Genomic DNA, 23,324 nt, shown 5'->3' on the forward strand with positions numbered 1-23,324 from the left:
ATCATGAAAAAGAATAAGTTCTACTTCGTGCGGCTTTCGGGATTTGCCTTCATTCGCATACGGTTAATCAGACCCAGAATCGGCCGTTTGGTCTTGCCGACCAGTCCGATAATTTCAGCACCGATCTGCATGAAACACATCATGACGCAGATCACGACGAAGGTGACCCAGTTGGCTTCATACAAGGCAGCCGAAGATTGAATGACGGCCAGTACGCCGAAAAATGCGGCAATCACGTAAATGATCAACACCGTCTGGCGATGACTGAATCCAAGCTCGCGCAGACAGTGATGCAGATGCCCCTTGTCCGGAGCGAAGATCGGTTTCTTCTGGATTTTACGACGAATGATAGCGAAAAACGTATCGGACAACGGAACACCGATAATAATCAGCGGCGTAATGAAGGATACAATCGCAATCTGTTTAAATCCAAGCAGGGACAGCATGGCCAAACAGAATCCAAGGAATAACGAGCCCGTATCCCCCATGAAAATCTTGGCCGGATGGAAGTTGAAGAACAGGAACCCGATAATGCTGCCAAGCAGCAGCAGACAGAGCAAGGCAACGGTGGTGTTGCCCATCAAGACGGCCATGACCAGAATCGTGCCGATTGCAATACCCGAAACACCGGCTGCAAGTCCATCCAGTCCGTCAATGAGATTAATCGCGTTGGTTACGCCGACAATCCAGAAGATTGTCAGTGGAATCGATACCCAGCTCTCCAGCATGGAGTACCGGTCCTGGAACGGTATATTTACAAAGTCCACGGTAATATTAAATCCGAATACAACTACGCAAGCAGCTGCAATTTGAGCCAGAAACTTCACTTTGGCCGAAAGTTCAAATCGATCATCCAAGGCTCCGATCAATACGATCATGGAACCGCCGATCAGAAATGCCTTCATAAAGTTGGCATCCCGAGGCGACAGGCTATCCGGAAGAAAAGGAAGAACTGCAATCAGTCCAAGAATAAAAGCCAGATAGATGCCGAGTCCCCCGAGTCGGGGCATGATCCGGGTATGAACCTTGCGGGCATTAGGAACGTCAACGGCACCAATCTTAACCGCAAACTTCTTCACAAGCGGCGTTAAGAGCAGGGCGAGCGTCAGCGATACGATAAACCCGATGATGTATATCATTAACATGTAATCATTCGACCCCCAATAAAAGTCTACCGGTTGAATTATACTCCCTTCGGGTCCAAAAACCAATACCAATTTCCGGTGAAATCCCGGATTTCCCCCACAGAAATGAGCCATTTAGCTCGATTTCGTTACGTTTTCTTTCTCGCGCAGCACTTTCACTACGAATTTCGGCAGCGCAAGCATTCTTTTGTAACGGGTGGGCTCCTTCAGAAGGCGGTAAAACCATTCGAGACGAAGCTTTTGGAATACTTTCGGCGCCCGCTTCAGTTTGCCGGAGATAATATCGAAAGATCCCCCGACTCCCATAACAACCGGAACCTGAAGCGCTTGTTTATGCTGCGCAATCCAAGGCTCTTGGTTGTCCGCACCACGGGCGACAAACAAAATATCCGGTGAAGCTGCCCGAATCTGCTCAATGACGGCAGCATCTTCGTCAGGTCCAAAAAAACCGTCCCGGTAGCCGCATATAATCGCAGCCGGATATTGCATTTGTAACCTTTCGGCAGCTTCCTGAATCACTTCGGCAGTGGTTCCCAGCAGAAAGAACTTCCATCTATAGGTTTCCCCGACCTTCAACAATTCATGTAACAGCTCAAAGCCGGTGACGCGCCCCTCCAGCGGTTCGCCGCCCACACTGGCAGCCCAGACGATCCCCGTCCCATCCGGAACGATGATTTCGGCACTTTGCATCATCTGTTTATATTCCGGTTGGTTGACGGCCGTCATCACCATGATCGGATTCGCCGTTATGACATGGTGGGGCTGTCTTGACTGAACAGCCTCGGTCAGGAACTTCACCGTATCTTTCATACTAAGCTTGGAAAAAGGAATCTCGAACACCGATACGGTAGGAAATGGATAGGTCTGTTTCATGTTTATCATCCTCTATGGCGTAAATATTGGGCAATGTGGCGTGCAGGCAGCGCAGCCTCTTGTTTCAATACGGATATCTGCTCGCCGTGCTCCGCCTTCCATGCCGCTGCATCGTCTAACAGCTTCAGCATCTGATCCTTTAACGCATCTGCGTCAAGTGATTCACTGCTTCCCGCAGGTTCGCTGCCCAGCCGCTTCAAAAAGTGATTGATTTTCGGATCATAGGAAATTCCGAGTAACGGCACACACTGATTCGCGGCATAGATCAGGCTATGCAGACGCATGCCCAGTATCATATCACAATGGCTGACCTCTCGCAGCATGTCCTGCGGCTGCTTCTCATCACGATAGAAACTGATAATCGAACCATTCTTGGAAATATCGCCAATGCCGCTAGCAATAAACTGCGAAGCCTCAAGATCATCCGGCTGATGAAAAGGGAGAAAGCGAAGATGTACCGGACGCTGTGCGGCTAATGCTTTTAAACCTTCCGTAACAGCCTTCAGCTCTTTGCGTTCCGGGTGCCAATATCGAACCGAAATACCGATAACCGGCAGAGATCCTTCCCCTTCCGTTTCGCGATTGGATAATGAGGACTGCACTAAAGCTTCTTCGAATGATTCACGATGTTCTTCTATAGAAGAAACTGATGCGACATCGTTCTCTTCTAACCCCGATCCCGGGTTAAAATCACGCTGAACATCCTCACCCTCTGGCAGCGGCATGCCCATCACCGGATCGGGTACGACGTGAATGGCTTCCGCAGATATTCCCATCGACTGAAGCAGTTCACCTGACTGAATGTCACGCACCGAGATGTAGGTGCATTTTCGGAAGATCGAGCGAATCATCGGATAAAACAGCTTACGGTTGACAGGTCCGACGCCCTGCGCATAAATAAACGTCGGTTTACCAAGCCACTGCGCGATCTTGAGGACGCCCAGATAATACGGGATTGTCTTCGGGCTGGTGGCATCCTGCAGCAAGCTTCCTCCACCGCTGATCAAACCGTCACTGTCCTTGATTGCCTGTCGAACTTCTCCCAGCTTCATTCGGTGAACGGATTTTACCCCATAGGCGGCCGAAGTCCAATCCGGGTCAATGGAAAGTACAACGGGATTGATCTCAATCCCCGTTGCCTTACCCTCCTGCTCCAGAGCGGTCAAGATGGATTTGAGGACCGCTTCGTCACCGCTATTTTTGAATCCGTAGTATCCGGAGATGACTATTGTCTTAGAAGTGGAGACCATCGTTTCCAGATCCTTTCTGCCACTTGCCATACCAATATCGCGATCAATCCGATAATCAAGCCGAGTCCAAGACCCAGTACAACGCGAATGGCCGAAATATAGAGTGGCGTGTGAATATGCGTGAATGTTCCGACCATCGACAGCTGCCCCATTACACCGATAATGAGCAGATAAACGGCATGACGGTATTTAAATGACAGGAACACGCCGAGTACCATCATTGGATGGGCAAGCAAGAACTCCTTATTACGCGGACGTACGCCAAACGTATTTTCCAGGAATGTACGGAATGCCATTTCGATCGACGACACAGAGCCTGCATTACCTGTACGGGTGAGATAGTACCAACCGACAATAGCCACAATGCCGGCTGCGATGACCCATGTCAGCGAGATCGGTGCTTTAAGCAGTTTCAGAATTGAGCTATAAGTAGATCCGCCTCGGTACAGAACCACGTAGATTGCAATGAGTCCTATCGGCGCTGCAGCCAGCAAGCTCACGCCGCGGAACTGATCCAGAACGAGCATATAGGTCACATTATTCAATAACGCAACAACGATTGGTACGGCTGCAAGCGACAAGATCGTGGTCTTTATCAATAGTACGATCGAATGGGTCACTCTTCGGCCAGAACTCATGTCCGGTATGCTCTGCTGCGTTTCATTGACTTTGCGAATCGCCAGAATGACGGCAACCGTTGGAGCACTGATCGCCGCAAATAAAGCCAAGGCCTGTTCAAGCAAGGTAGGCTTCAGAACATACAATCCCGCACTGCCCAAAAGCCCGATCAGGAAAGCGGCAATCGTTAGGAACGGAATGTAATAGGAAATCATGAGCGTGATCAGAGCTAGGGCTCCCACGACAGCCCCAAGCTTGAAGTAACGCTGCAAGGAAGAGTCGGTTACCTTAAACGGCTCTGCAGGACCCATGGTGAAGCCATTGTCCTCGATCTGTTTAATGGCCTGACCTGTACCTGTCAAACTGTCAATCAAATTATCCAGCGGGTGAGTAACGGATGCTTTGGTCATATCTCGGCTCGGCTCCGCGTTTAAATAGAACATTCGAATGTTACGATCTTTGGAAGCCAGAGCAAAACGGTCTCCAATAACCTCAGGCTCCAGATTAGCATCCCGCTCGCTTAAGGAATAAATACGGGTTACATTGTAATCTGTTAAATAAGCAAGTTTCGTAAATCCTTTTTGCGGACGCTTGATATTCTCAATCGCCACGAGGCCGATGCCATGTTGGTTCAAAAGCTCGCCAAAGGAATCCAAGCTTTTCATGTCTGCATCATCATTGAAGCCTCTTGCGGAATCACCTTCAAACAAAATTCGTTTTACGCCGTTGTCCGCGAAGTACGCCATCAGCTTCTCCATATAGGCCTGGTCATACGGAAGACTGTCCGACAGACGCGGCACAATGTTAAAGCCCTTCTCTCGCAGCATACCAATGGTAATCGGGTCTGGAGACAGCGGCTTAATCACCGCATTGGAACGCGGAGTTTCCAGCACCAACCCATCCACTCCACGATCGAACTGCCAGGATCTTACCGGAATACCCAATCTCGTGTAGGTTTCTTCGATAATGGGTTTAATTAAAGTCGCGCTTTCCTCGTTCAGGAATGAAACATACGTAAAATTCTCATTCGGGGAGACCGTCGTACCTGTCAGATCAGCGACCTGCTGCCCGTCATATACCGATATTCGCCGCGATTTCACCAGCTCGTCCAGCGTGCTTTCATAAAGCGCCATACTGATTACGCCGGCTTCTTTCAGGCGATCCAGCTGCTCAGATACAAAATCCTGCGGCTTGGATTGATACGCCGCGACATCCAACAAATCCCGATAATCAAACACCAGCTCTACATTCTTTGATGTTGATTCTGTTTGCAGTCGGTCATAACCCACCGGCAGGGCCGCTGCAACGCCAAGAACAACCAGAATCCACAGCCACTTGCGGGCTGCTGTGTTCCAGCGTTTCCAATTCTGAACCACGAAAGTACCTCCTCATTGAACCTATGGAAATTTACGATGGAGGGCAATAGCTCTTAGGAGCCTTGCAGCAACCATCGTAAATTTCCTTCGTTCTCTTCTCTCATTCAATGTATTTATGTTTAAGCGTCTACCCGGGCCATGACTTGAGCCGAGAGCGATTGAATTTTGCGATTCGCATCGGCGAGAGATTCGCCGCGCACGGCAAAATACACTTTGATCTTCGGTTCGGTACCGGAAGGTCTCAGGCAGAACCAAGATCCGTCATCAAGCAGATACTTTAACACATTTTCCTTCGGCAACCCGTCCAGGCCTTCGGCATAATCAAGCACCTGCTTAACCGGCACGCCTCCGACTTCCCCTGGCGGATTATCGCGCCAATCGGACATCTTCGCTTGAATCTGGGCGACACCATCCTTACCTTTGAGCGTCCGAGATTCCAGTGTCTCGAGGAAATAACCGAACTGCTCATACAGCTCCTGCAGGACATCGTACAGCGTCTTGCCTTGTCCTTTATAATAAGCGGCTGCTTCGCATATGAGCATCGAGGCCAATACGGCATCCTTGTCGCGGGCATAATTGCCAGCCAAATAGCCGTAACTCTCCTCATAACCAAACAGATACGTATGGCTGCCGGACTCCTCGAACTGGGTCATTTTCTCACCAATGTATTTGAAGCCTGTCAATGTATTAAAGACGGTGGCACCATAATACTCGGCAATCGCCGCCCCCATCTCACTCGTTACGATCGTCTTGATAACCGCACCATGATTAGGCAGCTTACCCGCTTCCTTCAATTGCCCCAGCAAATAGTGGATCATAATCGCGCCGGATTGATTGCCTGTCAGCACCACGTACTCGCCCTGGCTATTCTTCACGACAGCCCCCATACGATCCGCATCGGGATCCGTCCCGATCAAAATGTCAGCTCCCACTTTCTCGCCCAGCTTCATCGCGAGGGTAAAAGCTTCCCGCTCCTCCGGATTCGGGGATTTGACGGTGGAGAAGTTAGCATCCGGCTCGGCTTGCTCCGGAACGACATGAATATGCTTAAAGCCGATGCTCTTAAGCACGCGCTCTACGGGTGCTTGCCCTGTGCCATGTAACGGCGTGAATACGATATGGATATCTTCGCCCAGCTTGGATTCGATAAGATCCCGGTTCACGCTGACACTCGCCACCGTATCCGCAAAAGCCTGGTCCTCCGCTTCGCCCAGCCAAACCAGCAGGCCTTGAGCCTCTGCATCCGCTTGAGACAGCCTCTTAACCGCAGAGAAGGAATCCACCTCCTGTATCCGGGCAATCACGTTCTCTGCTTCGTCCGGTACCAACTGGCCGCCTTCACGGTTGTACACCTTATAACCGTTGTATTCCGGCGGATTATGGCTTGCAGTGATGACAATCCCTCCGGTAGCACCCAAGTGACGCACGCTGAATGACAATTGCGGCGTTGATCGCAAGGATGGATACAGCTTCGCTACAATCCCGTTTCCGGCCAAAACCAAAGCAGCCTCTAACGCAAATTCCGGCGAGAAATGCCGGGAGTCATGGGCAATGACAACCGAAGGCTTGCCCTCGGCGGTGCCGTGAGCCTCCAGGATATATTGTGCAAAGCCTTGCGTTGCGCGGCCTACCGTATATTTATTAATCCGGTTGCTGCCTGCACCGATAACACCGCGCAGACCGCCCGTGCCAAATTCCAGATCACGATAAAACCGTTCCTCAAGTTCTTTGGTGTCGTGCTCGAGTGAACGCAGTTCCTGTTTCGTCTCCTCATCTACATAAGGATCATTCAACCAACGTTGTACCGTATCGATTGTTCTCTGACTCATCTCTGACATGAAAAAAAGTCTCCCTTCCTCATCCAAACAAGAATAGTCTGAAAATTACTCCTTATCCGCGAGAGCAAACATAATTTCTCCCTCGGCAACTACACGTCCATCCACTGTAGCGGTTGCTTTCCCTTTACCGATCATGCCCTTCAAACGAATGATCTCGACTTCCAGCCGCAGCGTATCTCCCGGTACCACTTGCCCACGGAAACGGAAACCGTCAATGCCCGCCAAAAAGCCAAGCTTTCCCCGGTTGCTCTCTACATTAAGAATCGCAACAGCACCGACCTGCGCCAAAGCTTCTACAATCAGGACTCCCGGCATAACAGCATATTCAGGGAAATGGCCGACAAAAAAAGGCTCATTGATCGTCACGTTCTTGATGCCGACCGCTCGTTTGCCGTCCTCAATCTCCACAATTTTATCGACCAGCAAAAACGGGGGGCGATGGGGAATAATTTCTTGAATCTGTTTGATGTTCAACATAGTATTAAAATCCTCCTTATGTACGTACCCGCCAAGCACAGCGTTTGAAAAGGGTTGTTCGTTCCATTTGCTGCCGCTGTGCCGCTTTCTCAAGCCGCGGGAGGTATTATTACGGCTGTATCATGCTTTCTCTTGAGGTTTTCTTAACGAATTTCAGATCATGTGCATAAAAAGAAGGATCTGCGGAAAAAATGATGGATATCCTTCACCGCTGCAGAAGTGAAGGTTTTAGATAAGGGGCTTTCTCCCATCGGACACTTGTGTGCGAGGAGAGGGCCCTTTTACAAGTTTTTTGGGGTCCCCGCAAAGTATTTGGAATAAGCATCGCAGCATAGGCTCCACTTTGTGTGGTTATTTTATATACATCCGTCCATTGTCATGAAATGACAAAGTTAATACGCAAGTCCCATCCCATTATACCGTTTAACCCCAAAAAAAGAAAACTCCCTTAAAGGGAGTTTGGCATCTAATCTCAAGACATTGTGTTCACCCTGACCTAACGTCACGGTGCGAAAATCAAATCAAAAACATGCTTCCATGTGCCCCATTCAAACACTTCACTGAACTCCTGATCGCCGAGGACAACATATCCGAAGACCATGCCTCCGAATAATGCCAATACGAGCAATACAGGAATCATGATACGGACAGCGATTTTCCATCCGGATGTCTTGGATCGTTTTTTGGCATTTGATTCACTCATGATGCCCACCTACCCTCGCATTGTGTTGGCAAGGTTCATCATGGTATCGCTTGAACTAAGCGCACGTGCTGTCAGCTGGTAGGCCCGCTGAACTTCCATCATTTTGGTCATCTCGTCGGTCAGATTGACATTCGATTGTTCCATAAATCCGGACAGTACCTTCGATTTAAGAGGCTCGCCTGGAGCCGCCGGTGTCAAATCGAACACATCGCCTTCCGCCAAACCGTTTCCTACGACGAACAGGTTATCGCCGACAGCGACCAAGCCCTCCGGACGCTCAAGCTCGACCAACTTCAAGGTTGCATAAGGAGCCGTACGTCCCGTGGGGGTTTCCACGATAATCTGCCCTTTCTCGTTAATGGCAACTTTCCCTTTGGCCGGAAGTGAGATTGGCTTATTGTTCACGTCAAGTACAGGATAGCCTTGTGAATTGACCAGGAGCAGGTTGTTAGGGTTACTGGCATCCGGAGATACATGGAATCCACCTTCGCGGGTATATCCAATCGCGCCATCTCCCTGAACGGCAAACATGGCTTGTCCATCAATCATCAGATCAAATGGATTTCCGGTTTCCTTCATGGCTCCCTGCTCCATGTTTTGCACAACGGAAGATAGTCTCATGCCATACCCGAGTGTATAGCCAAGCGGTGTCGCACGGCCCGTCCGGTCGAAATCCTTGTGATGCCGCTGAACCTGCGTCAGCACATCTTCAAAGGAAGCCTCCTTTTTTTTATAACCAGCCGTATTGACGTTTGCTATATTGTCCGCAATGACATCCAATCGCTGCTGGAGGGCATTCATCGACACCATGGCGCTAATCATCGAGTTGTTCATCACTTACCTCCCGTGGGCTCACATTTTCATACAGCAGTTGTGCTGCCTGCCTACTTACAAACACAGCTTAGACTCGGCCGATCTCATTGACCGCCTTCTCCAGCGTTCTGTCGTAATACTGAACGATTTTTTGGTTTGTTTCATACGCGCGCAGCGCAGCTGTCAATTCAACCATCGATTGCGTCGGATCCACGTTGGACCCCTCGATGAATCCCTGGCGGATGACTCCGTTATCACCGGGTGCCATAAAACGCACTTCCCCGTCCGGATCGGCCATACGGAACACGCCATGACCTTCACGAATCAGTCCATGAGGCTCGCTCACGATGCTTACTCCGAGAATGATGCCTGTCCCATTGCCTTCTGCGTCCATGATTTCTCCTTGCTCATTCACTGTAAAGTTACTCGCCGAGCCTGTCAATACAATCGGTCTGTTATTGTTATCCAGAACCTGATAGCCACCATCGCTCAAGAGGCTCCCATTCGGGCTAACCCGGAAGCTGCCATTACGGGTGTAACGGATATCCCCATTCTCATTCTGAACCGTAAAAAAACCTTCCGGCCGGTAGATCACCTCGCCGTTCTCATCCACGTATCTGCCGGAAGCATCAAAGGGATAAGGTTGGCCCGTTGCCGGATTCTGTACTATAAAAGAGGATACCAGCGCAAAGTCTGTTGACTTGCCCGTTTCACGGAGCGCGCCTTCCGTATAAAGCGATATGCTCTCCTCAGCGTAAACACCCGTGTTGAACTTACCGAGCTTCCGTCCTGCATTCGTCGAATCATTGCCGCCGATCATGGAGACAAGAACTTCAGGGAACGAACGCTGTACGCTGTTGGTTGCCTTGTAGCCTGTCGTGTTGACGTTAGCGATGTTCTGCGTCACCGTATTATGTCGCTGCTCCTGAGTCATCATCCCTGAAGCGGCTGTATATAGACCTCTTAACAATGAAGGCACTTCCCTTCCATTAACGAATCATAACAACCTTAATCGATATAACGACCGCTACGATGACGGATTGTACTTCCAATCGCTGTTGTCTTTGGATTTCTTGTTACCATCTTGGATTTGGTTGAAATCCAAAAACAAAGGCGAACGCTTCTCTTTTCCATTACAATTCCGCCCTCTCCGCTGTTATCAGCGTGTATATAATGCGGAGCAGATCGCTAATTTCATCGTGGTATTATACCGATTCGTATCTATATTCATGTTGTTCCTATCATCTATATCGGAAGGTTAGAACTTTTTCTTTACGACCTTGTCCAAATTATCCAGCATAATTCCCGTTCCCTTAACCACACAATGCATCGGATCCTCCGCAACAAGCACCGGCACCCGCAGCTCGTCCGTTAACAGCTCGTCCAAACCATGAAGCAGTGCGCCACCGCCGGTCAATATGACGCCGCGATCGATAATGTCCGCCGACAGCTCCGGCGGGGTCCGCTCCAAAACAGATTTGGCTGCGAGTACGATCGATGACACCGGATCCCACAGTGCTTCCTGCACCTCTGCCGAAGACACCGTTACAGTAAACGGCAGCCCCGATACCATATCGCGTCCGCGAATATCCATCTCAGCTTGTCTACCGCCTGGACGAACCGTTCCGATTGCTACCTTCAAATCTTCTGCCGTCCGTTCCCCGATCAGCAATTTATATTTATGCTTCACATACTTCGTGATCGCCTCGTCGAACTTGTCCCCCGCCATTTTAATCGAAGAAGCGGTGACGACATCGCCCATGGACAGGACGGCCACATCCGTGGTGCCGCCCCCGATGTCCACAACCATGTTACCGCTCGGCTGGAAAATATCCATTCCTGCGCCAATTGCCGCTGCCTTCGGTTCTTCTTCAAGGAACACATCCCTTGCGCCGCTGCGCTCAGCCGCTTCCCGGATCGCCTTCTGCTCTACCGAAGTAATGTTGGTCGGTGCACAGATGAGGATTCGGGGCCGGCTGTGCCAACTGCGCGCGCCCACGCGATCAATAAAGTACTTCAGCATCGCTTCCGTAATTTCGAAGTCGGCGATGACCCCGTCCCTCAGCGGGCGGATCGCCGTAATGTTGCCGGGAGTGCGCCCGACCATGCGCCGTGCTTCCTCACCGACGGCAAGGACTCGTTTGGTGTCGGTCTCAATAGTGACAACGGAAGGTTCGTCTAACACTACCCCCTTCCCCTTTACGTGTATGAGCACGTTCGCCGTTCCGAGATCGATTCCAATATCCTTGCTCAACATCATGAAAAGCCCCCAAAGTGTTATTTTATGGTAAAAGAGTCTGTTCGCTGTACCGAACCATCCTTCGACATAATCTAGCAATCGATGATGATCTTCGGCAAAACAGGTCCCATATTTCGATCCTATACCAGCTTTTAACATATCATACTTTAGGGGAGGGATTCAACGTCAATCTAGTGACCTAAGCCCTAAAAATCAGGATTTCGCCGTGGCCACCGGTTCGCGGTTGCTGCCGGTTTTTTTGTACTTGATCTTGGTAGCTTCTCCGCCTCTCAGATGGCGGATGGATTTGTGGTATTCGAGAATGTGCTTCACCTGATCCGCCAGGTCCGGGTTGATCTCCGGCAGACGTTCGGTTAAGTCCTTATGCACCGTGCTCTTCGACACGCCAAATTCTTTGGCTATAGTTCGAACCGTATGCCTCGTTTCCACGATACAGCGTCCGATCTTAATGGTCCGCTCTTTGATGTAATCGTGCACGCTCCCGCCTCCCTACTGTGTGGATAGTTTGGTACATTATATGAGGGGCATGACGGGATATTCTCGGTTTCAAGGGGTGACAAGCTTACTTGGACCCATTTATTTTCTGGACATGCCTGTGACGGACAAGTCTAAAAAGTCCAAGAAACAAGGCCCAGCAAGGGTTGGACTTGCCGTCCGAAACCGCAACAAAAAAAAGACAGGATCACAAGATCCTGCCCTCTTCATGTGCGCGGTGGGCGCATGGCTACAAAGAAATGAAATTATTTTTGCGGAAGCACGCTCACAGGGTTGACCAGTTTCCCGCCCTCGTACACTTCGAAGTGCACATGGTTGCCGAGATCCTTCTCAAGCTCACTGCGCCCGGCAGTCGCGATGGAATCGCCCTGCTTCACTTCAGCGCCTTCCTTCACTTTCACTTCGTTCAAGCTTTGGTACACGGTTTTCGTGTCACCTGACGTAATTTCCACAACGTTGCCGTTAACCGGATGATTCTCGACCCGGGTCACTTTACCTGTCAGTGCGGCACGAACTTCAAACATCGTGTCATCCGCAGCAGCCAGGTCGATTCCCATATTCGGCGTAAAGGTGTCATTATACTGTACCATCGCCTCTTGATGCGAATCCGGGTTCGTCTCGTCAAAGTAAGGCTTGACGATGCTGACTGCCACGTCATCGGCTACCGGCCAGATCATCGATTGCGCATTGGCCGTCACTTCTACAGCTTCTCCGTCATTGCCTTCCGTTGCAGCAGGTTTCTCTGAACCTTGTACGGATTCCGATACGGTTGTTGCTTCCTCTTGTGGGTTCAGCGTCTTTTGGCTGGCGTCCTGGTAGACCCACACGAGGGTTAGTATAATTGCCGCTGCTGCTAAGTATGCTGCCGGGAACACCCACCGTTTGGATAATGCTTTCTTCCACGAAGATGACGGTACCGCCGAATCTCCTTGCACAGTTTTAGGAGTTTCTTCGTGGGGTTTACTATTTTTGTTCTGTTCATTCATTTGCAATCACCTCAGTAACCATTGTTACCGGGGGCAACTCTTTTATACGTTATCTAACTATTATTTTTTTGAGAGGTTGTTCAAAAAGTCGTCTTTTGATCACGAAGTGAATCAAGAAGTAGTTCGGCATCGAATCTTGAATTCAGCCGGGCCTTCCAGTGCTCACGTACCCAAAAAGTACGCTCCGCTCCTCAGGCCCTAGCTTCATTCAACCTTCTCGGTGCTGAAAATCCGACCTTTTGAATTTCCACTTAAAGAGAGAAGATTTGAAGTTTTGTCAAAAGAAATATTCGTATAGTAGTGTGCCAGAATCTCTTTCGCTTCATATCCTTCGCGGGCCATGCCCTCTGCTCCGTACTGGCTCATGCCCACGCCGTGACCGTTGCCGTAGGTCGTTATCTCAATCTCGCTGTCTTTCATATGAAGGGTGAATTGGCTCGAACGAAGCCCCAGCTTCTCTCTCACCTCGCGACCGGTGAACTTCTTGCCGCCAACCCGTACGCTCTCAATTCGATGACCTTGCGTATATGAGAGTACTTTCAAAAAAGAAGCTCCCCCATCCCCGCCTGCCGATACCGGTACGGCTCCATCCGTCAGACCAAGCTTTCCTATGAATTCCGAGCGGGGCATCGTGATCGTTGTCTTGTACTTCGGTGAAATCTGTTTATCCCATGGACTCTCCACACTGCGCAGGTAGGGAATCTCGTTCTTCCAATAATCCTCTGAATTTTCGGTATAACCGTTACTGGTGGAGAAAAAAGAAGCGGTAATCGGCTGACCCTCATATGTCATCACCACTCCTGCCGTTTCCTTTACCGCTCGCTGGAGCTTCGCCAGCTCGGCTTCCTTCCCGAGCCGCTGCCATTCCTTCGTCAATTCGTCTTGGGCGATGTAAGCCTGGTGGCTGACCGTATCGGTCACCACGGCCTTGCCGTCCGGCACGCCGCTGCGGTCGCCGGACGCCAGCCGCTGCACGATATAGGTCCGTGCCGCGATGGCCTGGGCCTTGAGTGCCTCCAGCTGGAACTCGGCCGGCATCTCGGCGGCCAGGACGCCGACGAGATATTGTTCCAGCGGCAGTTCCTCCACGGTATCCGTCTTGGTTACGTAGACGGATACCGTGGGCTCTTCCGCCGCCTGCGGCTCGGCGGAAGGCAGCGGGGCAGGCCCCGGCGGAAGCGGCTCTGGTGCGTTGTTGCCGGGGGCAACCACCAGCAGAGGCAGCGCCAGCGCCAAGGCCAGCAGCACCGCCACCGCCCAGACGGCTGGGTGCACCCGCACCCGCCGCCTTCCGGCGGCCGGGCGCCGCGAGGCAAAGCCGCGGCGCCCCCAACGCGCAGGCCGCACACGGAACGTGCGGCCGCCGCGCGGTACGCGGCCCGCTGCCGCTGGCGCGGCGCCGTGCGCAGGCGCGCCAGCGGGGCTTCCGGGCGGCGGCGTATGGGCCGCCCGTGGGCTGTGGCCGGACTCGCCGAAGGCGTCCGGCGCTCTCCCCGGGCCGCGGTGCCCGCGCGGCCCTTCCTGTATATCCTTTTTATCCGGATTGGAATCATGGCTATGTTCTTCAGTCGATCCGGCTTTCTTCTCAAGTTCTCCGGGAAAGTCCCACTTCAATACGGGAGCAGCCGATCCCTCGGATGGTACCTGGTATGATTGAGAATTTCCTTCCTTCAAATCGTCTTTTGAATCAATCGCTCGTTTTTTTCCTGCAGAACTCACATTCACCCGAACCTTTGAATCTTTCATTGCACTTCCCCCCTGTGCCTTTTTCCCCTGGTATATACTCTTGTACATGTTCCTGCACGCTCTACTTATACTTATGAGACACGGGCATTTGATAGAACTATTCTAAGAGAAAGGACAAAGTCACATGGATGAAGAACGGGGTCACTGACTGCAAGCAAGCTAGCAAAGAGTCTGCCAATCAACCGGGAATCTCAACATAAGAGAATGAATGATAGCCTATGGTGATGCATTACAAAAAGAAGGAGCTTCGCCCTTATCGGCAAAGCTCCTTCTCCTATACTCTATTGTGGTCTATCCTGAGTCGCCAGATCCATCCTGTTGTTTACACCCAGGTAGGTTGAACTTTGAAAACTTTTGCGTCTTCTGTTTCGCCTGCCACTTTTTTCGAAACCTTCTCCGAGCTCTGGTCCTCCGTTGAAATACGCCAGATATCCGCGCCAAGTCCAGACAGCTTTTCCGCTAAATGAACATAACCGCGATCGATATGCTGTACGCCGCCAACTTCGGTAGTCCCTTCCGAGACGAGCCCGGCTAATATCAAGGCAGCCCCTGCACGCAGATCCGTTGCGGTTACTTTGGCTCCTTTAAGCTTAGCTCCGCCCGTAACGATCGCAGAACGTCCCTCAACCTTGATCTCCGCATTCATCAGCTGGAATTCATCCACATGCATAAAGCGGTTCTCAAATACCGTTTCCGTAACAACACTTGTACCTTCGGAAACCAGCAAAAGCGCCATCATCTGGGACTGCATATCCGTTGGGAAGCCAGGATAAGGCAAGGTTTTCACATCAACCGACTTTAATGGTTTGTCAGCGATAACGCGAATCCCATTCTCGTCCGGTTCAATGGTAATCCCCATCTCTTCCATTTTGGAAATAACCGGTCCAAGGTGGTCCGCAATGGCTCCTTCCACATATACATCCCCGCCCGTGATCGCAGCCGCAGCCATGAAGGTGCCTGCTTCAATCCGGTCAGGAATCACGTTATGCTTGACGCCATGCATCTGCTCAACGCCCTCGATCCGAATCACACCCGTGCCCGCACCGCGAACTTTGGCACCCATCGCATTCAGGTAATTCGCTAAATCGACAATTTCCGGCTCTTTCGCCGCATTTTCGATTACCGTGATTCCTTCAGCCAATGTAGCAGCCATCATAATATTTTCAGTAGCACCTACGCTGGCTACGTCCAAATAGACCTTCGCCCCACGCAATCTGCCATTGCTTTTAGCTTCAATATATCCTTGTCCGAGGCTGATCTCTGCCCCGAGAGCTTCAAATCCCTTTAGGTGTTGGTCAATGGGTCTTGTGCCGATAGCACATCCCCCGGGAAGCGAAATCCGGGTTCGTCCACAACGTGCCAATAAAGGCCCCATGACCAGAAAAGACGCCCGCATCTTCCGCACCCATTCATAAGGCGCTTCACATGTCGTTATGTGCTCTGCATTCACACGTATCACTTCATCCTGATATGTAATGCCCGCACCAAGCGACTCCAATACTTTACTGATTGTAATTACATCGTCAAGAGGAGGCGCGTCAATAATAACACTTTCCCCAACTTCCCCTAGTAGAGAGGCAGCGATGATCGGAAGAACTGAATTTTTTGCTCCGCTGACTTTGACGCTTCCGGTCAGTCTTTTGCCACCGCGGACGATAAATTTGCTCATCATGGTTTCCCTCCGCGTCCATAATTTTCCTGATTGCGTGTGTTAGTAATTAGTTGTTGCTAATTCCCTAACTTTCATCTTAACATTAGAGATTTCCGCTAAACAAGCGATTTTCGAACTATTTATGACATCTGTTTCGGTGTCCACATCAGGTTTCAGAAATCCATGATGCCACCTTATGAAGCATCTGTTATCCGCAGTATGGACCTACGAAAGGTACCATGACCGACCAGCACTTGTCAATGCATAACAATTACCGGGTGAACATTATAGTCCGGAAGTCATACCGTCCGCCCGATCAATTTCTTATTTTAAGTGTTAACATAATAAAATGCGTTTATTCGACATCTTCTCTCCAAGCAACCTAACAGAGATATAACCATTCATGCCGCAATTAAAACAGACGAGTAATATATCGCCAAACACATAACCAACATGCAACAAATGTTTGATTACTAGCTGCAGCACCTCGTGTTATGTATGACGCTCATTCTCTGCGTTAAAATATATATCGGATCATTTGACTCCATGTAATATAGTCAATTAGGAATTCAGCCACGAATCGTCCAAGCACCACCGCCAGCAGCAAATGCAGCAGCTTTCCCTGCGGCCCTTTTGGATGACGGACAATCAAATCCAGCTTCAGTTGTTGTAATGCCCACCAAGCCAGTGCGATACAGATCAGCGAAATGACAATAGACAACAACCCGTTAACACCTACAGCACTGATTGAATTAGATAAATCCTGGTTCATACTCCCTCCTCCTTCATAAATTATCCTGCCCTGTTCAGGACCGACTCTTCTATAATACTTGGCTGGAGGCTAAGAATCCAGCACTTTCTATACGACATTTCCTCGGAAATAATTAAGTTTATCGACAACTTCCCAAAACGATCATGTATGCGCTATTAGAGGAAGCCTGATTTTCCATTTATTACACTTGAAAAATACATCCAGTAGCCAAAATCATAGTATAGTTTTATATTTCGAACTTCTATTTATACCGATGATATAACAAAAAAATACCCAGTCTTTGAAAATAATAATGTTCACAGACCAGGTATAGCTGAAATAGGGTTACAAAAGGTGAATATTTATGCATCAAATAAATCTATGCCTCAGGTCCTTTCTATAAGTAATCGATGGCTGTGGACCCAATCACGCCACCAATCAAAGGTGTATACCATCGGCCCCATTGTCCCAATAGAAATATCCACCCTATATGTGATTTGGGAGAATCGAGTACTTTCATAACAAATATGGGATTTCACCTCTCAGTAATAGAGCACAAAAAAGACAGCTTGGCTGTATCATTACAGCAAGCTGTCCTCGTTCACCTTATTAGTTCCGCGTCACTTTAATCCGGTTCATCGCTCTTTGCAGAGCCATTTCCGCGCGACGATGGTCAACTTCATCTTGTCTTCCCTTCGCATTCAGGCGGGTCTCCGCTCTTTCCTTCGCGGCTTCCGCACGCTCCAGATCGATTTCTTCCGCTTTCTCTGCGCTTTCCGCCAGGATGACAATCTTATCTTTGCGGACTTCGACGAAACCGCCTTGTACCGCAAACGGGGTTCTCTGGTTACCGATCTTCACATAAACTGGCGCTATCTGAAGCGGCGTAACAAAGGAAATATGACCAGGTAAAATGCCCAGTTCTCCCTCGACCCCACGCACCGTAACACTATTCACCTGCTCTGAGTAGACCAGGCGGTCCGGCGTTACGATTTCCAACAAAATGGTGCTCACTTCCATCCCTCCTCACCGTTTTCCGCAGAAAACTCGCGCAGCAGACCTCACAGACTCGCAAGAAGTACTGTTCCGGTCTGCCGATCACGGAGCGTCAGCTTACAATGTTTTAGCTTTTTCAACTGCCTCTTCAATCGTACCTACGAACAGGAAAGCCGCTTCCGGAAGGTGGTCATACTTGCCTTCCAGGATCTCTTTAAAGCTGCGTACAGTTTCTTTAACCGGTACATATTTACCCGGGATGCCGTTGAACTGCTCGGCAACGTGGAAAGCTTGGGAAAGGAAACGTTGAACACGACGAGCACGTCCAACAATCGCTTTATCTTCCTCGCTCAGCTCATCCATACCGAGGATCGCAATGATATCTTGAAGCTCATTATAACGAGCCAAAATTTTCTTAACGCCTTGAGCGACGTTATAGTGCTCTTCACCAACAATTTCCGGAGCCAAGATACGGGAACTGGATGCAAGCGGATCTACCGCAGGATAGATACCCATCTCGGAAATTTTACGCTCCAGGTTCGTTGTTGCATCCAAGTGAGCAAACGTTGTAGCTGGAGCCGGATCCGTATAGTCATCCGCCGGTACATAGATAGCCTGGATGGATGTAACGGAACCTTTTTTGGTAGAGGTAATCCGCTCCTGCAAGCGTCCCATTTCGGATGCCAGCGTTGGCTGGTAACCTACCGCGGAAGGCATACGACCGAGAAGGGCGGATACTTCCGAACCCGCTTGAGTAAAGCGGAAGATGTTGTCGATAAAGAGAAGTACGTCTTTACCTTCTTGATCACGGAAATATTCCGCCATTGTCAAACCGGTCAACGCTACGCGAAGACGGGCACCCGGAGGCTCGTTCATTTGACCGAATACCATCGCGGTTTTGCTGATAACGCCGGAATCGCTCATCTCGTGGTAAAGGTCGTTCCCTTCACGAGTACGCTCCCCTACGCCGGCGAATACGGAAATACCGCCGTGTTCTTGAGCGATGTTATTGATCAATTCCTGGATCGCAACGGTTTTACCTACGCCGGCACCACCAAACAGACCGATCTTACCGCCTTTTTGGTATGGAGCAAGCAAGTCGATAACCTTAATCCCCGTTTCAAGCATTTCAGCTTGCGTGGAGAGCTCATCGTATGCAGGAGCTTCACGGTGGATCGGGTTATTAACTTCGGATACTACATCGCCTGCATTATCGATCGGCTCACCCAAGACGTTAAATACGCGACCGAGTGTAGCGGAACCTACAGGAACCGTGATCGGTCTGCCCAAATCCACAGCTTCGATACCGCGAACGAGACCATCCGTGGATGACATCGCGATACAACGAACCAGATTATCACCCAAATGATTGGATACTTCCAAAGTCAAATCAACCGAGCGGCCGCCTTCCAGCGTTGCTTCAATCTTGACAGCATTAAAAATCTCGGGAAGATGACCGCGCTCAAATTCAATGTCAACTACAGCACCTGTAATGCTGACAACGCGTCCTTTTTTCATTGATTCGTTTTCCCTCCTACCCGCTCACCTCTAGCGGTGAACGATGATCGTAAAAGCGGCTTATTCATGACATGGCCGCATATCCGTAAAGTACTAAATTAAGAATTCAGAGCCGTGCATTATTGCTGAGCGTTTGCTCCGCCCACAATCTCGGAAATTTCCTGCGTAATGGCAGCCTGACGAGCACGGTTGTAAGTGAGGTTCAACTCGTTGATGATCTTGCTTGCATTCTTCGTTGCAGCTCCCATAGCAGTCATCTTCGCACCCAGCTCACTTGCCTTCGCATTCAGCATCGCACTGAAAATCAGTGTTTCCGCATATTTCGGAAGCAGCACCTCAAGCACGCCTTCAGGAGACGGTTCATACTCATAACCCGTCAGGTTCTCGGCGCTGCCAATGTTCTCCATCGGCAGAAGCTTGGAGATCTCCTGGAGCTGAGTCAAAGCATTCACGAATTGGTTATAGCACACGTATAACTCATCGATCTGACCCAGCTCATATTGATGAACCGCCGCATTAGCGATGGTCTTAATATCTGCATAGGTCGGACTATCGGATAAATCGGTGAGTTCCTCAACAACCGGAAGTTCACGACGGCGGAAATAATCCCGTCCTTTACGTCCGATTACAAACAGGCAATACTCATCCTTGGACTGATGGCGTTCTGCGATGAAGTTCGATACTTTTCGCAAAATGTTGGAGTTTGATGCACCAGCAAGACCGCGGTCGGAAGTGATCACCAGATAACCGGTTTTCTTCACTTCACGCTTTTCCAGCATCGGATGGCTGATTCCCTTGGTTCCAGCAGCAATGCTGCCAACCACTTCTTTCAGCTTCTCGGAGTATGGAAGTGCGGAGGTTGCCTTCTCTTGAGCTCTTCTCAGCTTGGCGGCAGCAACCATTTCCATCGCCTTGGTGATCTGCCTTGTGTTCTGAACACTCTTGATCTGCCGCTTAATATCACGTAATCCTCTTGCCATGTTTTCACCACCTTAAAGCTTTGGCGAAGCCAAAGCTAAACTTCGTAAGCAAACACCTTGCTTTGGCGAAGCCAAAGCTAAACTTCGTAAGCAAACACCTTGCTTTGGCGAAGCCAAAGCTAACTTCGTACGCGTAGACTAAGCTTTGGCTAGGACCAAAGCCGTACCTTTTGTAAAAATCACTTTGGTCACAGCCAAAGCTACATTCCATATGATGAAAGAGGATGCCGGGCTTACCCCGGCTCCCCTCCTATTACTTACCTGAGGAGCTTAAACCGAAGCGGCAAAGCCCTTCTTAAATTGATCGATTGCCGCTTTCAATGCGTTTTCGTTATCGGACGTCAGATCCTTCGTATCCGTAATGGATTGAAGAATTTCCGGTTTATTGCTTCCAATAAAAGCAAGGAATTCGCTCTCGAAACGACGAACATCAGCAACCTCGATATCATCGATATATCCTTTAACGGCTGCGTACAAGCTAACCACCTGTTGTTCTACGGATAACGGCTGGTTTACACCCTGTTTCAGGATTTCCATCAATCTTGCACCACGGTTCAAACGAGCCAAGGTTGATTTATCCAGATCGGATCCGAACTGGGAGAACGCCTGGAGCTCACGATATTGCGCAAGATCCAGCTTCATGCCGCCTGCAACCTTTTTCATCGCTTTGATCTGCGCGGAACCACCGACACGGGATACCGAAATACCGACGTTAATCGCTGGACGCTGACCGGAGTAGAACAACTCAGACTCCAGGAAGATCTGTCCATCCGTAATCGAAATTACGTTGGTTGGAATGTATGCAGATACGTCAGAAGCCTGTGTTTCAATAAATGGCAGCGCGGTTAATGAACCACCACCAAGCTCATCGTTGAGCTTCGCTGCACGTTCCAGCAAACGGGAGTGTAGGTAGAAAACGTCACCCGGATAAGCTTCCCGACCCGGAGGACGACGGAGGAGCAAGGACAACTCACGGTATGCTGCTGCTTGTTTCGACAAGTCATCATAGATGATAAGCGCATGCTCGCCCTTGTACATGAAGTACTCACCCATTGCGCAGCCTGCGTATGGAGCGATGTACTGCAGTGGAGCCGGCTCAGAAGCCGAAGCCGTAACAACAATCGTGTACTCCAGTGCGCCATGACGGCGAAGCGTTTCAACAACCTGTGCTACAGTGGATTGTTTTTGCCCAATGGCTACATAGATACATTTAACACCGCTACCTTTTTGGTTCAGGATCGTATCGATTGCAACGGTGGTTTTACCCGTTTGGCGGTCACCGATGATCAGCTCGCGCTGTCCGCGGCCGATAGGTACCATCGCGTCGATCGCTTTAATACCTGTCTGCATAGGCTCATGTACGGATTTACGGTCGATAACGCCTGGTGCGCTGCTCTCAACTGGACGGTAGGCAGCCGCTTCGATCGGGCCTTTGCCGTCAAGCGGTTGACCCAGCGGATTGACAACGCGTCCTAGCAGAGCTTCACCTACAGGAACCTCCATAATACGTCCCGTACGCTTTACCTGGTCGCCTTCCTTGATTTCGGAGTATGGTCCCAGGATAACGACACCGACATTGCTCTCCTCAAGGTTCAGCGCCAGACCGAACACGCCGTTCTGGAACTCCAAAAGCTCCCCGGACATCGCGTTCTCCAGGCCGTACACGCGAGCAATACCGTCACTTACTTGAATTACCGTACCTACTTCAGAGACAGTGATATCGGATTTATATTCTTCAATTTGACTTTTGATTAAAGTACTGATTTCTTCAGGTCTGATACTCAACGTTTTCACCCCTATCTACTATGCTCGTCTATTAAAAGACTTTTCAAGACGTTCGAGCTTCCCGGCAAGACTTCCGTCATAAAGCTTGTCGCCAATAACGACTTTCAGGCCGCCGAGCAAACTCTCGTCCACAACATTGGTCACCCGGATATTCTGATGCGCTAGCTGTCCGAATTCCGAAGCTACCTGTTCTTTTTCCTGATCGCTAAGCGGGTAGGTGGAGTATACAGTGGCGTCCGCCAAACCTAAGCTCGCACCTTGTATCTTCACATAACTGTTCAGCAGTTCAGCGAACATTTCTGTACGCCCTCTGTCGAGAAGCAATTCGATCGTGTTCAATACAGGCTGCGATACCTTCCCTGCCAACGCCTGGCTGATTACGTTCATCTTCACGGACTGGGGAATATTCGGCGTGGAGATGAATTTCTGTATGTCGGCATCGCCTTCAATGGCATGCACAACAGCTCGCAATTCCTCTTCCACTTCCAGACCCTTCTGCTGCTGAGCCGCCACTTCGAACAGCGCCCGCGCATACCGCTTGGCTGCTACTGTATTTTGGCTCATGGTCTGCCTCCTACCTCTTTAAGGTATTGATCCACCAGTTCTTCTTGAGCTTTGTCATTCTTCACTTCCCGTTCAATCAGCTTGGTAGCGATTTTCACGGAAACACTGCCGATTTCACTGCGAAGCTCGTCGACGGCTTTCGCCTTCTCACTCTCGATTTCGCGTATGGCATCCACTTTGATGCGATCCGCTTCCTCTTTTGCCAGTTCCAGAATCTGTTCAGCCTGCTTGTTACTGGTCTGCTTGGAACGCTCGATGATTTCGTGAGCTTCTTGACGAGCCTGATTTAGCGCCTGTTTTTGTTCTTCAACATAGACATGTGCCTGTTCGCGAGTTTTAGAAGCTTCGTCCATCTGGCTCACAACCAATTCACGACGTTGCTCCATGATTGCAAATAGTTTGCCAAAAGCAAATTTATGAAGCAGTACATACAGAACTCCGAATGCAAGAATTGAGATTACAATATTCTCCCAAAGTACTACCATGTGAATGAAGTCAC

Annotated in this window: 21 protein-coding genes; all 21 read right to left on the bottom strand. The window is 50.0% G+C overall.

Translation table 11 applies throughout. The features are described from left to right. Window positions 1–20: 20 nt before the first annotated feature. Window positions 21–1,145 (bottom strand): glycosyltransferase family 4 protein, encoded by a 1,125-nt coding sequence (locus AC0VZ8_RS31445; protein WP_475485415.1) that lies wholly within the window; start codon window positions 1,143–1,145, stop codon window positions 21–23. 114 nt (window positions 1,146–1,259) lie between these two features. Then, a complete protein-coding gene (locus AC0VZ8_RS31450) occupies window positions 1,260–2,018 on the bottom strand; it encodes a WecB/TagA/CpsF family glycosyltransferase (protein ID WP_071219818.1) in 759 nt (252 codons plus the stop codon). 5 nt (window positions 2,019–2,023) lie between these two features. Further along, window positions 2,024–3,268 (bottom strand): polysaccharide pyruvyl transferase CsaB, encoded by a 1,245-nt coding sequence (gene csaB, locus AC0VZ8_RS31455; RefSeq protein WP_475485416.1) that lies wholly within the window; start codon window positions 3,266–3,268, stop codon window positions 2,024–2,026. After that, window positions 3,244–5,262, bottom strand: coding sequence for a DUF5693 family protein (locus tag AC0VZ8_RS31460; protein WP_475485417.1), 2,019 nt, complete (start codon window positions 5,260–5,262; stop codon window positions 3,244–3,246). Before AC0VZ8_RS31460 ends, csaB begins: the two co-directional genes overlap by 25 nt. Window positions 5,263–5,381: 119 nt before the next feature. Further along, a complete protein-coding gene (locus AC0VZ8_RS31465; protein WP_071219821.1) occupies window positions 5,382–7,100 on the bottom strand; it encodes a phospho-sugar mutase in 1,719 nt (572 codons plus the stop codon). A gap of 45 nt (window positions 7,101–7,145) precedes the next feature. After that, a complete protein-coding gene (fabZ, locus tag AC0VZ8_RS31470) occupies window positions 7,146–7,577 on the bottom strand; it encodes a 3-hydroxyacyl-ACP dehydratase FabZ (RefSeq protein WP_007133270.1) in 432 nt (143 codons plus the stop codon). 502 nt (window positions 7,578–8,079) lie between these two features. Next, window positions 8,080–8,280, bottom strand: a complete 201-nt coding sequence (locus AC0VZ8_RS31475; RefSeq protein WP_475485418.1) for a DNA-directed RNA polymerase subunit beta — start codon at window positions 8,278–8,280, stop codon at window positions 8,080–8,082. Window positions 8,281–8,289: 9 nt separating this feature from the next. Then, on the bottom strand, window positions 8,290–9,114 hold the full coding sequence (locus AC0VZ8_RS31480; RefSeq protein WP_475485419.1) for a flagellar hook-basal body protein: 825 nt from the start codon (window positions 9,112–9,114) through the stop codon (window positions 8,290–8,292). A gap of 67 nt (window positions 9,115–9,181) precedes the next feature. Then, a complete protein-coding gene (locus tag AC0VZ8_RS31485) occupies window positions 9,182–10,063 on the bottom strand; it encodes a flagellar hook-basal body protein (RefSeq protein ID WP_475485420.1) in 882 nt (293 codons plus the stop codon). Between the two features lie 288 nt (window positions 10,064–10,351). Next, complete coding sequence (gene mreB, locus AC0VZ8_RS31490; protein ID WP_063479709.1) at window positions 10,352–11,350, bottom strand: rod shape-determining protein; 999 nt, start codon at window positions 11,348–11,350, stop codon at window positions 10,352–10,354. 195 nt (window positions 11,351–11,545) lie between these two features. Then, window positions 11,546–11,830 (bottom strand): sporulation transcriptional regulator SpoIIID, encoded by a 285-nt coding sequence (spoIIID, locus tag AC0VZ8_RS31495; RefSeq protein WP_009594246.1) that lies wholly within the window; start codon window positions 11,828–11,830, stop codon window positions 11,546–11,548. Window positions 11,831–12,093: 263 nt separating this feature from the next. Next, complete coding sequence (locus AC0VZ8_RS31500; RefSeq protein WP_071218877.1) at window positions 12,094–12,834, bottom strand: M23 family metallopeptidase; 741 nt, start codon at window positions 12,832–12,834, stop codon at window positions 12,094–12,096. A 204-nt stretch (window positions 12,835–13,038) separates the two neighbouring features. After that, the gene (gene spoIID, locus AC0VZ8_RS31505; RefSeq protein WP_475485421.1) at window positions 13,039–14,580 is read right to left on the bottom strand and encodes a stage II sporulation protein D; all 1,542 of its coding nucleotides are present in this window, start codon (window positions 14,578–14,580) and stop codon (window positions 13,039–13,041) included. 322 nt (window positions 14,581–14,902) lie between these two features. After that, window positions 14,903–16,249, bottom strand: a complete 1,347-nt coding sequence (gene murA / locus AC0VZ8_RS31510) for a UDP-N-acetylglucosamine 1-carboxyvinyltransferase (RefSeq protein WP_181469847.1) — start codon at window positions 16,247–16,249, stop codon at window positions 14,903–14,905. Window positions 16,250–16,748: 499 nt separating this feature from the next. Next, window positions 16,749–17,003, bottom strand: coding sequence for a DUF1146 family protein (locus AC0VZ8_RS31515; RefSeq protein ID WP_071218875.1), 255 nt, complete (start codon window positions 17,001–17,003; stop codon window positions 16,749–16,751). Window positions 17,004–17,591: 588 nt separating this feature from the next. Beyond that, window positions 17,592–17,996, bottom strand: a complete 405-nt coding sequence (locus tag AC0VZ8_RS31520; protein ID WP_100540954.1) for a F0F1 ATP synthase subunit epsilon — start codon at window positions 17,994–17,996, stop codon at window positions 17,592–17,594. A 99-nt stretch (window positions 17,997–18,095) separates the two neighbouring features. Then, window positions 18,096–19,496: a F0F1 ATP synthase subunit beta gene (atpD, locus tag AC0VZ8_RS31525; RefSeq protein WP_475485422.1), complete on the bottom strand. Its 1,401-nt coding sequence runs from the start codon at window positions 19,494–19,496 to the stop codon at window positions 18,096–18,098. A 119-nt stretch (window positions 19,497–19,615) separates the two neighbouring features. Then, on the bottom strand, window positions 19,616–20,476 hold the full coding sequence (gene atpG / locus AC0VZ8_RS31530; protein ID WP_071218872.1) for an ATP synthase F1 subunit gamma: 861 nt from the start codon (window positions 20,474–20,476) through the stop codon (window positions 19,616–19,618). Between the two features lie 270 nt (window positions 20,477–20,746). Then, window positions 20,747–22,261 (bottom strand): F0F1 ATP synthase subunit alpha, encoded by a 1,515-nt coding sequence (gene atpA, locus AC0VZ8_RS31535; protein WP_071218871.1) that lies wholly within the window; start codon window positions 22,259–22,261, stop codon window positions 20,747–20,749. 18 nt (window positions 22,262–22,279) lie between these two features. Continuing rightward, a complete protein-coding gene (locus AC0VZ8_RS31540; protein WP_071218870.1) occupies window positions 22,280–22,825 on the bottom strand; it encodes a F0F1 ATP synthase subunit delta in 546 nt (181 codons plus the stop codon). Continuing rightward, window positions 22,822–23,310, bottom strand: coding sequence for a F0F1 ATP synthase subunit B (atpF, locus tag AC0VZ8_RS31545; protein WP_475485423.1), 489 nt, complete (start codon window positions 23,308–23,310; stop codon window positions 22,822–22,824). Before atpF ends, AC0VZ8_RS31540 begins: the two co-directional genes overlap by 4 nt. Window positions 23,311–23,324: the final 14 nt, after the last annotated feature.

Source organism: Paenibacillus sp. QJM3NY_38 (assembly GCF_056173265.1).